We start from the raw sequence: 15,652 nt of genomic DNA, 5'->3' as shown, positions 1-15,652 counted from the left end.
AACGCGGAACCTTGGTAAAGACTTTGCCATCTACCGGAGAGATGTTGTCAAAGTATTCACCTTTGACCGGAGCGACCCATTCGCCGCCAATGAAGTTGTCGTATTGGGCTTTAAATTGAATTTTTGCACCGTCAGTATTGGGGTCTGCATAACGCATAATCTATTCCTTTATATGATTGTTAGTGGTGCAGGCTGAGCGCATTTTGCTGATCAAAAAATATAGGCGCTTCTGCATTCAGCTCTACTATAAAGAGGGAACAAGACAGACGGTTGTTTGTTTACAGGCTTGCTACAAAAGACAATATTTGGAGACAAGCATTAGAGAAATAAAAGCTATAAATTCTCAATTCTTAAATTTAAAAACAATAGGTTATGAAAGTTTAAAAACATCGAAAGATTGGCATATTTTCAATGTGTTTACTTACATTCACACCATAGTGCGGGTTTTACCAGACAGCCAAAATGGAGAAACGAATGAAATTTTCATTTCTCCTCGCTGCTTTATTTAAAGTGTTTAAAGACCTTGGTCATGCAGCCACTGAAACAGCTGCTGATAAACCTGCTCGCGTACTGATTTCTCTGAAAGTACCAGATCATGTAAACCGTTCTGAATACTCAGAACCGTGACATCACCTTTGATTTTTTTGGCATATTTACGAATATCTTTAATGCCTAAAATCACATCGCTACTCTGTGCCGCTTTGCCCCATTTTTTAGGATTGAGCGTTTGGTGCGAATGCATGACCAGTACCGGAATATCAATCTGAACACCGCGGTGAATTTCCTTTTGTGCCTCATGAATGGCACGAACAAAACTGATCCTTACTCTAGGGTAGCGGGTCTTTTTCCAGTCCAGACTGAAGTCCCATTCGCCTTTTAAATCCTTATGAAGGCTGGTGGCATACCACTTGTTCAGCTCGCTTGGAAATTTAAGATTGGGAAAAATTTTAGCCAGTCTGCTCAATTGCGGGATGCCGAGCGCGCGCTTGATCGGATTCATGTTGAAGTCATAAAACGGACTGTTGACCCAAAGCGCTTTGATTAAAGGATGCTGCGGATGATGTGCCGCATACAAGGTTGTGGTCAGGCCGCCGGTAGAATGACCACAGAGCAGGGCAGCATCGTGGCCCTCAGCTGCTATAATGTCGAGGGCTTGGGTAATTTCTGCATCATATTCAGCCAGGTCATAGACGTTATAATATTTTTGATGTGGCAGAATCGAACGTCCGTACTTTCTTAAATCCAGCGCATAAAAATCAAAACCATGCTGATTAAAGCGCTCTGCCATTTCGGTCTGAAAAAAATAATCGATAAAGCCGTGAATATATAAAACTGCTTTTTTTGTGGGTTGGGCTGCTTTTTTACGGATCAGGGTTGCTACGACTTTGCCCTCATAATCATCGGGAAAGTTTAAGATCGATTGTTCATAGCCTGTCCCCAAAATATCGGGCTGATAAAGCGGTTGCAGTTCACTCATTCTTATACTCGTTGGTCTTATTAAATTTATGCTTTATCCTTGATGAGCTGAGGTTTTTTGTCAAACAGAACTTGTTGCCGATTTAAATTAAAAAATACGAATACGGGTTAATTTTAGAAACCGTCCAAAACCTAGGCTGAAAATAGGTGTTATCAGATTATAAAATCCTGCTACAAGTATTATAAATTTGCTAAATGACCCAAGAGGCTAAAATCAGGATAAGCTATATAAAATAACGAGAGTGATGTCATTATTTTGGCAGAACTGCCGAAGATTGATTAGATGAGTTAAATAATGCCCAGAGAAAATTTGAACAGTAAACGCCCTTTATATATTCCTTATGCTGGAAATACTCTGCTAGAACTCCCACTACTCAATAAAGGCTCTGCATTTTCTGAAGAAGAGCGTAGAAGCTTTAACTTGCATGGCTTGATTCCTCATGTCACCGAGACGATTGAGGAGCAAAGTCAGCGTTCTTATCAGCAGTATTGTGCTTTCAGCAGTGATATTAACAAGCATATTTATTTGCGGAATATTCAGGATACTAATGAGACCCTGTTTTACCATCTGATTGAAAATCACCTCAGTGAGATGATGCCGATTATCTATACCCCGACTGTGGGTGAGGCATGTCAGCGCTTTTCTGATATTTATCGCCGTCATCGTGGGATCTTTATTTCCTATCCTGACCGTGATCAGATCGACCAGATTATTCACAATATCAATAAAAAGAACGTGAAAGTGATTGTGATTACAGATGGTGAGCGCATTTTGGGTCTTGGAGATCAAGGCATCGGTGGTATGGGGATTCCCATTGGAAAACTGGCACTCTACACCGCATGTGGCGGGATCAGTCCGGCCTATACCTTACCGATTACTCTTGATGTCGGTACCAATAATCAGCAGTTGTTAAATGACCCGATTTATATGGGCTGGCGTGAACCACGAATCAGCGGCGATGAATACTATGCTTTTGTCGAGACGGTGATTCGGGCGATTCAACAGCGCTGGCCAGATGCCTTAATTCAGTTTGAAGACTTTGCACAGAAAAATGCCATGCCTTTGCTGGAAAAATATCGTGATCGAATCTGTTGTTTTAATGATGATATTCAGGGCACCGCAGCAGTGTCTGTGGGCAGCCTGATTGCTGCTTCGCGCGCAGCAGGCAAACTGCTCAAAGATCAGGTGGTTACTTTCCTGGGCGCAGGTTCAGCCGGTTGCGGGATTGCAGAACAGATTATTAAGCAAATGGTTGCTGAGGGCTTAAGTGATGCCGAAGCACGCGCACGTGTATTTATGGTCGACCGCTTTGGTCTGATCACTGAGAATCAGCCGAATTTACTGGACTTCCAGCGAAAACTGGCACAGCCGCTTGAAAATGTAGAAAGCTGGGCAGATGCAGAGAGTATGATTTCTCTACTGGATGTGGTCAAACGTGCCAAACCGACGGTATTGATTGGCGTATCTGGACAGCCAGGTCTATTCACTCAGGAAGTGATTGAAGCCATGGCTGAAAACAGCGTACAACCGATTGTTTTCCCTTTATCTAACCCAACTTCCCGCGTAGAAGCTGTTCCGGCAGACATCTTGCAATGGACCAAAGGCAGAGCATTGATTGCAACGGGTAGTCCATTTGCCCCGGTGAATTATCAGGGACAGATTCATCATATTTCCCAATGCAATAACTCTTATATTTTTCCGGGTATCGGTCTGGGCGTAGTTGCTTCAGGTGCAAAACGTGTCACGGATAATATGCTGATGGCCTCGAGTAATGCCTTGGCGGACTGTTCTCCTAAACTCAAAGACCCTCAGGCAGATTTATTGCCGAATCTGGATTGTTTACAGTCAATTTCGAAGCAGATTGCCTTAAAAGTGGCACTTGCTGCGATTGAAGACGGAGTAGCACCGAAAGTCAGTGTAGAAGAATTGCAGCTAGCAATAGAGCATAATTTCTGGACACCGCAATACCGTGACTATCAGCGGATCACCTTTTAATTGTATTGAAGATGGATTCTTATCATCGCTAGTTTTTTTGCGCCAGCCTGCTTTCATCTGATTCATTGATGGAATATCAAAAAGCCCTGATCTTTTGATGAGGGCTTTTTTATTGTCTTAGGGGTGTCATGGTCATATCTTGGTTATAAAATCAGAAAGTACATTAAGAATTTTTTATTGAGTGAAATAAAAATGAAAGAATCATTTAAAGAAAATAACATCAGCATAAAAAAAGCCCCGATCTTTCGATCAGGGCTTTTTTAGAATCTGGAGCGGGAAAGGAGACTCGAACTCCCGACCCCAACCTTGGCAATAGTCACCGACATAAAATACACTAAATAACATAATTGGTATTTCAATAAACCCTATATATAACAGTTATATAGGGTTTTTATTTTGTGTGGTGTAATTTAAGGTAGAGTAGGGTGCTTTAAGTTTTGGTCACTAATTTTAATATGTAAATCAACAATAATTACCGACATATATATTCTCTTTCTAAGAGTAGTTTACTATTTGGTATAATATTATGATGAGGTTAGGGCTTTGACTGCTACGATTTCTGTTTGGCCTTTTGGCGTAAGACATACAAATATAAGTTTTCTACTTTTTCACGTGCCCATGGGGTGGTACGCAAGAATCGCAATGATGATTTAACACTTGGGTCTATGCAAAAACATCTAATCTCAATTTTACGACTTAAACCTTCAAAGCCACCGTAGTAATCCAATAATTCATCCAAAATGTCAGCAAGTTTTTTACCGTGTAAAGGATCATTGGTGGTGTTCATAATAGATCAATCGTATTTTGGGTGGCCATTATTATAACCTGGGCTAGTTGGAAAACTAGAGAGTTGGAATGTAGGTAATGATGGACTGAATAGCCACCAAAATTCTAGACACACATAACCATATTTTGGACTGCCACTGCTGTCCCACAATTTTTACAAGAGGAAGCTTACGCGAGCTTCCTCTTGATTGATGGAGGCTTTATCGAGTGAAAATAACGCTTTTAAGGTTTTTATTTCAAATAAATTTACTGGAATTATTCTGAGTAAGCGCTGAACTGTATTAGTTCAGAGTTAATCTGATTTTTTATCTTAGGAAAGAAAATTATTTCACCTAACCTTAAAATAATGTTTTTCAGTAACCAGCTAAATTTTTATTTGTTTATAAAGACGCTCTTTAGGGTCTTCATTTGATTTTGTGACTTTATCAGCAAATTTCTTATCTAACATCAAGGCTGCATATGTTTTGTAACCTATCTCCAATCGGTCTACCTTATTTCCTTCTTGTTCAAACTCTTCAATTAATTTATTGACTTTTTTTACGCTGATATCACTCATATCTTTCAACCATTTAATTTGGGGTTCTTTTAATCTAATCTTTAATTATTGAGATTAGATTAAAGTACAAAGCGCATTTAAGGGCTAATAGCTTATGGAGTAATCACCCCAGGTTAATTAACCCGAATCGCGGATAAGAAATAAACTTGAAAAATAAGAGGACTAGAGCCATCAGTTGAGTTACCAAACCTAAAGCTTTAGCCCCGATGTTCAATAGTAACGAATTATTCTGCGTAATTGATGATTTCTTTCTGAAATTTGAAGCAACTTATTGGAAATTTTCTAAATAAAGTCATCAGTCTATAAGAATTCGAATAGCCCAAATCAGCCTCTCAGAAATTAGTTTTATCGTCATTTGGTATATTTAGGACTTGGAAAAATTAGGCTTCATAGAAATGTCATAATTTAGAGATATTAATGTCATCGAACTGGATTAAAAAAGAACAAAAAACCCACAATAGAAAGCTGTTATGACTAAAAAAATATCCAGACGTGAACTGCTTAAGACCTCCATTGCAGGCTTCGGTGCTTTGTCTTTACCCATATCTTTGACCGCTTGTGGCAGTGATGAGGATGCTTCAGATCAAGCTCAGGCACATCCTAAAGTCGCTTTTAAACATGGGGTGGCCAGTGGTGATCCCTTACAGGATCGGATAATTCTATGGACACGCTTAAGTCCGGAAGATGAAAACCTGCGTTATCAGGTGCAGTGGGAAATTGCTGCCGATCAGGATTTTCGCCAGATAATCAATACAGGACAAGTTGAAACCAGTCGGTCGCAAGATTTCACGGTTAAAGTCGATGCGGATCGTCTATCGGCAGGGCAAACTTATTTTTACCGTTTTAAGTGTGCATCGGTATATTCATCTGTCGGTCAAACCAAAACTTTAGCCACGCAAAGCAAGCTGGTGCAATTTGCCGTTTGTTCATGTTCCAATTATCCAGCCGGATATTTTCATATCTATCAGGAAATTGCCCAGCAAGACCTAGATGTGGTGATTCATTTAGGGGATTACATTTATGAGTACGGGATGGGTGGTTATGCGACTGAACAGGCTGCAGCATTAGGCCGAAGTCTGGCTGCAGATAATGCTGAGGAAATCATTAAACTGGAAGACTACCGCAAGCGTTATGCCTTGTATCGAACTGATGCGGACTTACAAGCAGCACATCAGCGTCATCCATTTATTGTGGTCTGGGATGATCATGAGCTGACCAATGATACCTGGGAGCAGGGTGCGGAAAATCATGATGTTTCAGAAGGTGATTTTTTTGCACGTAAGCTGGCTGCTTTGCAGGCCTATTTTGAATGGATGCCGATTCGTCCAGTGTCTGAAACAGATCATTTGAATATTTATCGCCAGTTTAATTTTGGTGATCTGGTTCAGCTGAATATGCTGGATACTCGTATTTTGGCGCGTAACAAGCAATTGCAATATGCTGACTATCTTACCGCGACAGGACTAGATGCCAATAAATTTCAGACAGATTTGCTCAATCCGACGCGTACCTTGTTAGGACATACACAACGTGAATGGATACTGAAACAACTCAGCCAATCGAATGCCGTCTGGAATGTGCTGGGTCAGCAGGTGCTGATGAGCAAGATGCTAATTCCGGCCGAAATTCTGGCTGTTTTGGGGCAGATCACCAGTGGTCAGGCCACTGCAGATGTGTTGCTACAAGTGCGTCAGATGCTGACAGAACTGGTAGGCCTAAAAATACGCTATCTGCAAAATGATCCAACTTTGACAAAGGCAGAATTAGCCAGAATACTGACTGTTGTGCCTTATAATCTTGATGCCTGGGATGGGTACGTCGTGGAGCGTGAGGTGATTTATACGGCTTGTAAACAGCTGAATAAAAAACTGATTGTACTTGCAGGAGATACCCATAATGCCTGGAACTCCACTTTGAGAGATCAAGCCGGCAGTACAGTCGGGGTAGAACTAGCGACCAGTTCAGTTTCATCACCGGGTATGGAGAAGTATTTGCAGATTCCCTTAGCCCAGTTACAGGAATTTGAAATGGCATTTACTACGCTAATTGATGAGCTGAATTATTGTAATTTGAATCAACGCGGATACTTGAGTGTTGCATTTACCCCGGATCAGGTACAGGCGAACTGGATTTTTATCGATAGCATCCAGAATCGTAGTTATCAGGTTGATCAAAGCCGTGCGTATCAGCTTCAATTAGATCATGAATTAAATGAAATCAAACCGTTAAAGCAAACTGCCTAAGCTGCTTAGAGTTTAAATATCCGGGCCAATGCCCGGATATTTTTTTATAACATTTCATCCCTATAGCTATCAATATCCAGATGTTTGATCGTATTTGCAATACTGATGCTCATATTTTAGTAGCCGCGTATATAATCCGGCAAAGTGAATTAATTGCTGTTTTAGTTCGGCATACCGAGGATCATGGCTTGAATAAAAACGTAATTTTAGTCGTAGCAGGCAGGTTTTTTATAAGCCCAAAAACAGATTTTATGTAATGGGAACAAAAATCATGGCAGCCAAGGCCCAAGGAATTAAGAGCTTGGCTTTGTCCCTGATTCCGCGGATTTTAATTTGGGGATTTACGCATTGTTATGTGCATATCAACTCACCCATCAAAATAAGCCAAAAATTCTAATTATAGAATCAGTGGCTTAAACAGGATTCGGGTTAATTAAGATGTATGGTTTAATAAGTGCTGTTGTGCGATATACATGGGCTTATCCAAACTTGGTGTACATTGAATCCATGTTCCATCTGCTTGAAGCTCCCATGCACGGCGGTTATCTTGAAGATAATTCATTAAGCCATCTTGCAGAATTTGTTTACGAAGTTTTTTATCTTCGATTGGGAAACAGGTCTCGATGCGAGAGAATAAATTACGCCCCATCCAATCTGCACTGGCGCAATAAAGCTTGTTTTCGCCCTGATGGTAAAAATAATAAACCCGGGTATGTTCTAAAAAACGTCCCACAATTGAGCGGACTCGAATATTTTCAGAAAGCCCTTTCACTTGTGGGCGTAAGCAGCAAATTGAACGGACAATCAAATCGATTTGAACGCCCGCTTTAGATGCCCTATATAGGGCATCAATTAGTTGAGGTTCAGTTAAGGCATTTACTTTAATAATAATCTGCGCTTTTTTGCCTGCTTTGCTATTTTCAGTTTCAGTTTCGATGAGTTCAATCAATTGAGAATGCAGAGTAAATGGTGCATGAAAAAGTTTTTTCAATTTGACCATTTTCCCCATGCCTGTGAGCTCCTGAAAGACTTTATGGACATCTTCACAAATATCAGCATCACTGGTCAGTAGTCCATAATCAGTATAGATTTTGGCATTCATTGCATGATAGTTACCTGTGCCTAAATGAACATAACGTTTAATTTTGTCTATTTCACGACGCACGATCAGAATCATTTTGGCGTGGGTTTTATAGCCAACGATCCCATATACAACAACCGCCCCAGCTTCTTGTAATAGATTGGCAACTTCGATATTTGACTCTTCATCAAAGCGAGCACGTAATTCAATCACTGCTGTGACTTCCTTACCATTTCGTGCCGCTTCAGCAAGGACTTGCACAATTTCAGAATGTACACCACTCCGATAAAGGGTTTGTTTTATGGCTAACACATGTGGATCATGGGCTGCCTCTTTCAGTAGCTTAATGACCGGAGCGAAAGAGTGAAAAGGGTGATGTAATAAAACATCTCCGGTTTTTAATACCTCAAATATGGATTTTTTCCCATACAACACTTTCGGTAATTTTTGTACATGGGGAGGAAAACGTAACTCTGGCAAATTGAAGTTCGATATAAAGCGCGCCAGATTAAGCGGGCCGTCAATACGATAGAGTTGCTCTTGCTTAAGATCAAATTGTCCAAGTAAATAATCAATAATATTTTCAGGGCAATTTTTAGTCACCTCAAGTCTTACAGCCCGACCAAAGCGCCGTGAGGATAGTTCATCTTTTAAGGCAATTGCTAAGTCTTCAACATCTTCTGAGATAGTTAAATCTGCATTACGTGTGACCCGAAATTGATAACATCCAGTGGTGGTTACCCCTGGAAATAACTCATGAAGATGTTGCTGAATAATGGCTGAAAGTAGAATGTAGTGTTCATCCTCGCCAGAAATACTATTAGGTAACTTTACTAATCTAGGTAATGATCGTGGTGCGGGAACAATCGCCAAATCAATTTTTCGTCCAAATGCATCTTTACCTTCTAGGGTTACAATGAAATTTAGACTTTTATTCACTAGCCGAGGAAAGGGGTGGGCTGGATCTAAACTGATAGGTGTGACCACAGGTCGAACTTCATTATGGAAATAGTCCTTAATCCATTCTTTATGTTTTTCGAGGATGTCACCATACTGAATGAAATGAACACCATGTCCTTGCAGTTGTGGTAAGAGATTATAATTAAGTATTTTATACTGTTCTTCGACAGCTTCGTGTGCAAGTTTGGAAATGGTGGTGACTATATCTGAGAGGAGTGAGTTATCTGGACGAGCTCTAGCATGATCTGAAAGTTCAATTTGTTGCATTAAACTGGCAACTCGTATTTCAAAAAACTCATCCAGATTACTTGAAAAAATAATTAAAAAATTTAATCGTTCAAGTAAAGGGTATTCAGTATCTTTCGCCTGTGCCAACACCCGCTTATGAAACTCAAATAGTGAGAGCTCTCTATTTATATACTTTTTTAACGGATGTGATGAAGAGTTTGAAGACACATTTAAGGTAGTCATTTATGGCTCTTATAAAGTCAGATTGCAGCGCTGAAGGAAGCTAATAGAAAATTCTTTAAAGCCTTTGAAAGAGGTTAATTGACTCTTTGTAAATAAAAAAATGACTAATTCTGTAGAAAGGCTAAGAATTAAACTTTATTCAACTAAGCATTCTGTGACTGTTTCATGACATATTTATGACATCGTACTGTATTGTTATTTCATCTGGGTAATATTCAGACTTTTATCTGAATTTAGAAGAAAAGGGGCAACGTTGATTTAAACCGGGACAACTTGGGGGCTTAATGAGAAAAATTCTAGAAAAGCGATTTCACTAAAACTGTCATCAGTTATTCATAGTGATGTCATGTATAAAAACTAAGCTATTTTGAATTTTAACAACTGTTCAAAATCATTATGAATATAAAACCAAAAATATTGAGTTTAAGTTTAATACTTATGGGGTGCTCGTTTTCTGCACATGCACAATTAATGTTTAGTCAGTATATAGATGGTACATCTAATAAAAAGGGTTTGGAAATTTATAACCCTGACAGTTTAACAGTGAACTTAGCTGATTATGAGATTCAACAATTTACTAATGGTTCAACCACGAAATCTGCGACTTTTCAATTAGAAGGTTCATTGGCAAGTAAAGCAAAATACATTATTGGTCGAACAGAGTTGCAGGCAGTAATTGGTAATAAAGTCAATCAAGTGGCAGGACTTGCATTTAATGGAGATGATACCTTGGTCCTGTTTTATAAAGGTACTCCAATAGACCGTTTTGGTCGTGTGGGAGAGGATCCAGGTACTGGTTGGGGAGTGGGTTTTAGTAGTTATCAAAATAGTTTGTCACGTACTAAAACTTCAAATAATGTAACTTCAATTGATCCTGCAACAGCATTTGAGTTAGAAAGCGAATGGTCTAAATGGTCTGATCGAAATGAGTTTTCCCAGTATTTAGATACAAGCGCGCCTATAACCTCCCCCGTTACTCCTATCAGTTGTAATACAGCAGATACGGCGATTGCGGACCTACAATCTGCCGCAGAAAATCAACCATATGTTGTTCGTGGTGTTATTACCGCAGACTACCGTTATGACAATGGTTTTTCTGGTTTTTATATACAAACGCCCGATAGTAAAGCCAAATCCAATTTAAGTAATGCTATTTTTGTCTATCTTCCTGCAAGTAGTAAAATCACTGGAGGAAAAGTAGGTGAAGAGGTTATTTTAAAAGGTCGTTTAACCTCATATCAAAACCAACTCCAAATAGATCAACTTGATCAAAATATTCAAACCTGTCATACACAAGCATCCAATACAGTCACGGCACAGGCACTTAATTTACCGTTTACCAGTTTGACGGAGATAGCAGGAAATGTACCTAAACGCTATCAAGGGATGCTGGTTAAAATCCCACAAACTTTAACGATAAGTGAAAATTACAATTACGGTCGTTATGGTGAGCTATCTTTAAGTTTAGGTCGCTTGTATATTCCAACTAATCTATATCCTGCAAAATCTGCTGAAGCAGTTGCATTAGCCCAGCAAAATCTGCTTTCTAAAATTATCTTGGATGATGGCTATAATAATCAAAATAGAACACCATTACTTCCGCAAAACTTCAATGCCATAAATACATTAAGAACAGGTTCTGAACTGAAAAATGTTGAGGGGATTTTAGAATATCGTTTTAATGCATGGCGAATTCAACCGATACAGGGGAAGGTACAACCTGAAATTATCAAGGATACTAATTTACGTCCTTCAACGGTGATTCCAAAAGATGTTAAACAAATTCGCGCTGCGGCTTTTAATGTCTTAAATTATGATAATGGTTCAGAAAAAGGTTTCCCAACAGAACGTGGTGCAAGCTCAGAAACTGAGTTTAAGAAGCAACATCAAAAAATTGTCAGTGCTTTAAAAACAATTGATGCCGATGTGTATGGGTTAATGGAAATCGCAAATAATGGTTTTGATGATAAAAGTGCAGTGGCATACTTATCGCAAGCCTTAGGTGCAGACTGGAAATATGTCATTCCAACCCAAATGACAAAATTAGGTACAGATGCAATTGCAGTTGCGATTATCTATAACAGTAAGCGCGTAAAACCTGTAGGTGAGCCTGCAGTTTATGATGATCAGACTGAAAAGAACCGTGTCACCATGGCGCAAAGTTTCCAATCTGTAAATGGTGGAAAAATATTTACGATAGTACCCAATCACTTAAAGTCGAAAGGCAGTTGTCCTACCGATAAAACTCTGGCCGATGCTGATCAGGGTGATGGTCAAGGTTGCTGGAATGCAACACGTTTAACTGCAGTACAAGAACTTATGCAGTGGATTGCAAAAAATCCAACACAAGTGGCTAAACCAAATTATTTGCTGGTCGGTGATATGAATAGTTATGCTAAAGAAGATCCGATTTTAGCATTAGAAAAAGCCAATTATAAAGTCTTGCTCAATGACGAAAAAATTGGACAAGGTAAAACAGCCTATAGTTATGTATTTGGTGTTGCAAGTGATGCCAATGGCAATGGGGGCGCAGGAAACCTAGACCATGCAATTGCTGATGCAGACTTATATCCAATGGTGAAACGCGCTTTTGCTTGGCACATCAATGCTGATGAGCCGACGGCCTTAGACTATAACGAAGAATATAAAACAGATGAGCAAATTGCAGCATTCTATAGCGATGATGCATTCCGTTCTTCCGATCATGATCCTGTAATTGTTGATATGGATTTAAACGAAAATATATCGAGTAATCCTGATACAGGAAAAATAAGCGGTGGCAGCATGGGGATCTGGTCAATGTTAACCTTAACGGGCCTCGTTTTAGTTTCCATGATACGCAGACGTAAATTTTGATATGAGTTCATCGACTGTAAATTAAGAAAACTGACGAAATAAATTTAATCTATAAGGGGAAATTTCATATTTCTCCTTATTTTATTGAGTGCTTAAAAAATTAGCCAAGCAATAATCAAACATATGCTTATTCAAAATTTATAATTTAAGCTTGGGGCATGAAATGAAAAGTTCCCTAATGGGATAACTTAACCATTTGTTAAAAAACAATTAGAAAAAATAGTGAATGTCATGAATTTTAAACAGCAGACCTACATGATGTTTGTTTAAATTATAATCAGGTGGGGTGGTCATGTCTTTTAATAATAAACTAACTAGGTATTCGGGTTTTACATGCAGTTTATTAGTTTCTAGTATGTTTTTAACTGGGTGTAATAATGATAGTAAAGAAAATACGAATATAACGCCTGTTATTCCTCCTAAACCGCTGGAAGTCAATTTAGTACATATTAATGACAGTCATTCACATTTGGATGAGGAAAGTACTATATTAATGCTTGAAACTTCGATGGGTAAACGTGAAGAAATACAAGTCTCTAATGGTGGTTTTGCACGCGTTGCTGCGTTGATGAATACTTTGGCAAGCACTGAGAAGAATCCAATAAAAATTCATTCAGGTGATGCCATTACTGGGGACCTCTATTTTACTTTGAAAGAAGGTGAAGCAGAGGCAGATCTCATGAATAGTGTTTGTTTCGATACGTTAACGCTAGGTAATCATGAATTCGATAATACGGATGATGGCTTAAAAAAATTTATTGGATTCTTAAATGATAAAGGTAATTGTGAAAATAAAACCCAAGTCTTGAGTGCAAATGTCGAGTTTGGAAAAACTTCAGCACTATACCAAACTAACCTTGTTAAACCTTATACAGTTATGGAAAAAGAAGGGCAGAAAATTGCTTTAATTGGTTTAACGATTGCCAATAAAACTAAAAATGCTTCTCGACCAAATCAAGATACTGTATTTAATGATGAAGTAGTTACTGCACAAAAATATATTGATGAGCTAAAACAGCAAGGCATCAATAAAATTATTGTTCAATCTCATTTAGGGTACGGGTTAGAAAAAGATTTAGCCACTAAATTGTCAGGCGTTGATGTCATTGTTGGCGGAGATTCTCATACCTTGCTGGCAGATGCGAAACTTAAAAGTTACGGTATAAGCCCAGAGGGTGACTATCCCACTGTATTAAAAAATAAAGATGGTGATCAGGTCTGTGTTGTACAGGCATGGCAATATAGTTATGTCGTCGGACAACTCAAAGTCAACTTTGATGCCGATGGTAAAATTGAAGCATGTGCAGGAAAAGCCAATGTATTGATTGGCGATGATTTTAAACGTACAGCTAAAGATGCTCCAGCATTGATGAGTACGGAACTAGATTCTATTAAGCGAGATATTGAAAATAGTAACTCCTTACGTATTGTACAGCCTGATGCTATAGCTTTAAGTATTTTAGAACCGTATAAAGTCGCTAAAAACTTATTAGGCAAAGAAAAAGTTGCCATTGCTAATGATAATTTATGCTTACGTCGTGTTCCAGGAATGACCAAAGATACATCACGTTCTAGTTTAGGTGATGTCTGCAATAAAGCAGATTTTATTAATCAGCATGGGGGTGATGTACAGCAGCTGGTTGCCGAAGCATTTCTACAGCAAGGTAAAAAATATTTTAATGCAGATATTTCAATCCAAAACGGAGGAGGGGTAAGGGTAGATCTGCCTCAAGGTGATATTACGGTAGAGAAAATTTATACAGTGCTGCCATTCAAAAATACCTTAGTACAATTAAATGCAACTGGCCAAGAAATTAAAGCAGTGCTGGAAGATGCCATGGATGCTGTTACGAGTAATAACACAGGCAGTTATCCATATGCGGGTGGACTACAATGGGATGTAGATTTAACTAAGGCAAAGGGTCAGCGTTTATCCAATTTAAAGGTTCGAAATGCACAAGGTCAATATCAGCCATTAAATATGAATCAGACCTATCAAGTAATTACCATCAACTTTCTGGCTGATGGTCAGGACTTTTACACAAGCTTTAAAGACATTACTGGTGAGCGTCGTATAGATGTGGGATTAGATTATGCAGAAGCATTTTTGCAGTATGTAGAAGGGTTACCTGGTGAAAAAGGGCAAAAGGCCTTGTCCCGATTGCCAGTTGAGCAATACAGCACGCAAAATTATAAAGAATAAAAAGGATTTATTGATAAAAGATAAAAATTTTGGCTCAGACCGATCCATAGTTTTAAAAAAAAGAAGCTCCATTGAGCTTCTTTTTTTTAAAACTATGGATTAGAGAAATATTACTTTTTAAATTTTCATTCAAATTAATTTAAAAGGGGAAATAACTATTCCGATTCGTAAAGCGTATATTTGGTCTATATAGTACAATGGAAGTTGATTACATAGTTTTTGCTGGAAAATCTAAGGTTTGTCGTAATTTTTTGAAAGACGTTAAGTGATATTTAAGAATCAAATAAACTATTTTCATCATAGTGAAATAATTTGATTTTATATTTAGTGCAAATAAATAATACTGAATAATTAGTGATACAGCGCAAATTGATCTGTTTAATTTGGGAGAGTTAAACAGATTTTTTTCTTGAAAAAAATATCTAATCCCTAGCCGAAATTGTTACGGCACTAACAGCCCCGTCAAGTTATTGAGCGGGGTTTTTCTTTTCTTATTGGTGGTACACATGGATGCAGTCAATGCAAAGAGAACCTTAAATAAATTACACAATGAGTGAAAGAGATATGAAAACTTTGAACCGACATTTATAAACAGCTAACAGGTGATCACTATTGATGATAATGATGCCTAGTATTTACATGCCTATGAAGAATATTTAATCCAATATTAACCAGGAATATCTATTTAAATACAAATAGAACAGTGGGTTAATTTTTTAAAAAAGTCGCTCTTGGTGTAATACAGTCATAGGCTTATGTAGGGTAGCAGGTGATATGTCATCTAACTCATTAAGCTGAACAGATCGTGGGCGGCCAATACACGCTAAGCAAAACTAAAATTGCAGAGCATGACCATCTTTTACTGAATAGAGCTGCAGACGAGGAAAATCCTCTAGAGTCGATGGATATTTATCTATTGATGATTTTACTAATTTGAAAAGTTGAGGCTGTTGTTTAACATCTAACTTTTTTGCAAATCTTGTCCAAGTAAGTGCCAAAATTTGGCAGGAAATAAATCATTCAA

At 38.4% G+C, this 15,652-nt stretch carries 9 protein-coding genes and 6 pseudogenes; 7 read left to right on the top strand and 8 right to left on the bottom strand.

Annotated features, from left to right (window positions below; genetic code table 11):
- Positions 1-157: pseudogene (locus NI470_RS09915) on the bottom strand (aldehyde dehydrogenase); the annotation flags it as partial.
- A gap of 28 nt (positions 158-185) precedes the next feature.
- On the opposite strand from NI470_RS09915, the gene NI470_RS09910 reads away from it, so the two are divergent.
- Positions 186-509, top strand: coding sequence for a hypothetical protein (locus NI470_RS09910; RefSeq protein ID WP_253153969.1), 324 nt, complete (start codon positions 186-188; stop codon positions 507-509).
- Between the two features lie 5 nt (positions 510-514).
- Here the strand turns inward: NI470_RS09910 and NI470_RS09905 are convergent, their stop codons facing one another.
- Positions 515-1,477 (bottom strand): alpha/beta hydrolase, encoded by a 963-nt coding sequence (locus NI470_RS09905; RefSeq protein ID WP_253148291.1) that lies wholly within the window; start codon positions 1,475-1,477, stop codon positions 515-517.
- A 294-nt stretch (positions 1,478-1,771) separates the two neighbouring features.
- On the opposite strand from NI470_RS09905, the gene NI470_RS09900 reads away from it, so the two are divergent.
- The gene (locus NI470_RS09900; protein ID WP_253148290.1) at positions 1,772-3,472 is read left to right on the top strand and encodes an NAD-dependent malic enzyme; all 1,701 of its coding nucleotides are present in this window, start codon (positions 1,772-1,774) and stop codon (positions 3,470-3,472) included.
- 550 nt (positions 3,473-4,022) lie between these two features.
- On the opposite strand, the gene NI470_RS09895 is transcribed toward NI470_RS09900, so the two are convergent.
- The 3 genes and pseudogenes from NI470_RS09895 to NI470_RS09885 all read right to left on the bottom strand — a co-directional run bounded on the left by NI470_RS09895 (position 4,023) and on the right by NI470_RS09885 (position 4,814).
- Positions 4,023-4,259, bottom strand: coding sequence for a VF530 family protein (locus NI470_RS09895; protein ID WP_004280931.1), 237 nt, complete (start codon positions 4,257-4,259; stop codon positions 4,023-4,025).
- Between the two features lie 153 nt (positions 4,260-4,412).
- A pseudogene (locus tag NI470_RS09890) lies at positions 4,413-4,538 on the bottom strand (IS4 family transposase); the annotation flags it as partial.
- An 84-nt stretch (positions 4,539-4,622) separates the two neighbouring features.
- Positions 4,623-4,814: a hypothetical protein gene (locus tag NI470_RS09885; RefSeq protein WP_005105075.1), complete on the bottom strand. Its 192-nt coding sequence runs from the start codon at positions 4,812-4,814 to the stop codon at positions 4,623-4,625.
- 206 nt (positions 4,815-5,020) lie between these two features.
- On the opposite strand from NI470_RS09885, the pseudogene NI470_RS09880 reads away from it, so the two are divergent.
- Together NI470_RS09880 and NI470_RS09875 are read left to right on the top strand one after the other, a co-directional pair.
- Positions 5,021-5,176 (top strand): annotated as a pseudogene (locus tag NI470_RS09880) (IS982 family transposase); the annotation flags it as partial.
- 108 nt (positions 5,177-5,284) lie between these two features.
- Positions 5,285-7,057, top strand: a complete 1,773-nt coding sequence (locus NI470_RS09875; protein WP_004280933.1) for an alkaline phosphatase D family protein — start codon at positions 5,285-5,287, stop codon at positions 7,055-7,057.
- A 44-nt stretch (positions 7,058-7,101) separates the two neighbouring features.
- Here the strand turns inward: NI470_RS09875 and NI470_RS15840 are convergent.
- Positions 7,102-7,314 (bottom strand): annotated as a pseudogene (locus NI470_RS15840) (hypothetical protein); the annotation flags it as partial.
- Positions 7,315-7,384: 70 nt separating this feature from the next.
- Here NI470_RS15840 and NI470_RS15905 point away from each other — a divergent pair.
- Positions 7,385-7,474, top strand: a pseudogene (locus NI470_RS15905) (IS982 family transposase); the annotation flags it as partial.
- Positions 7,475-7,490: 16 nt separating this feature from the next.
- Here NI470_RS15905 and ppk1 read toward each other — a convergent pair.
- A complete protein-coding gene (gene ppk1, locus NI470_RS09870) occupies positions 7,491-9,569 on the bottom strand; it encodes a polyphosphate kinase 1 (protein WP_005105077.1) in 2,079 nt (692 codons plus the stop codon).
- Between the two features lie 393 nt (positions 9,570-9,962).
- Between ppk1 and NI470_RS09865 the strand changes: the two genes are divergently transcribed.
- Positions 9,963-12,425 carry an ExeM/NucH family extracellular endonuclease gene (locus NI470_RS09865; protein WP_200004097.1) on the top strand — a complete coding sequence of 821 codons (2,463 nt, stop codon included), beginning with the start codon at positions 9,963-9,965 and terminating at the stop codon, positions 12,423-12,425.
- Positions 12,426-12,717: 292 nt separating this feature from the next.
- Positions 12,718-14,628 (top strand): bifunctional metallophosphatase/5'-nucleotidase, encoded by a 1,911-nt coding sequence (locus NI470_RS09860; RefSeq protein WP_005105082.1) that lies wholly within the window; start codon positions 12,718-12,720, stop codon positions 14,626-14,628.
- Between the two features lie 716 nt (positions 14,629-15,344).
- Here the strand turns inward: NI470_RS09860 and NI470_RS15900 are convergent.
- A pseudogene (locus NI470_RS15900) lies at positions 15,345-15,643 on the bottom strand (hypothetical protein); the annotation flags it as partial.
- Between the last annotated feature and the right edge of the window lie 9 nt (positions 15,644-15,652).

This window comes from Acinetobacter lwoffii, from assembly GCF_024129115.1.
GTDB classification, from domain to species: Bacteria; Pseudomonadota; Gammaproteobacteria; order Pseudomonadales; family Moraxellaceae; genus Acinetobacter; species Acinetobacter lwoffii_T.
Note: the sequence above shows the minus strand (reverse complement) of the source record. Positions and strands in the feature narration are given on the sequence as shown.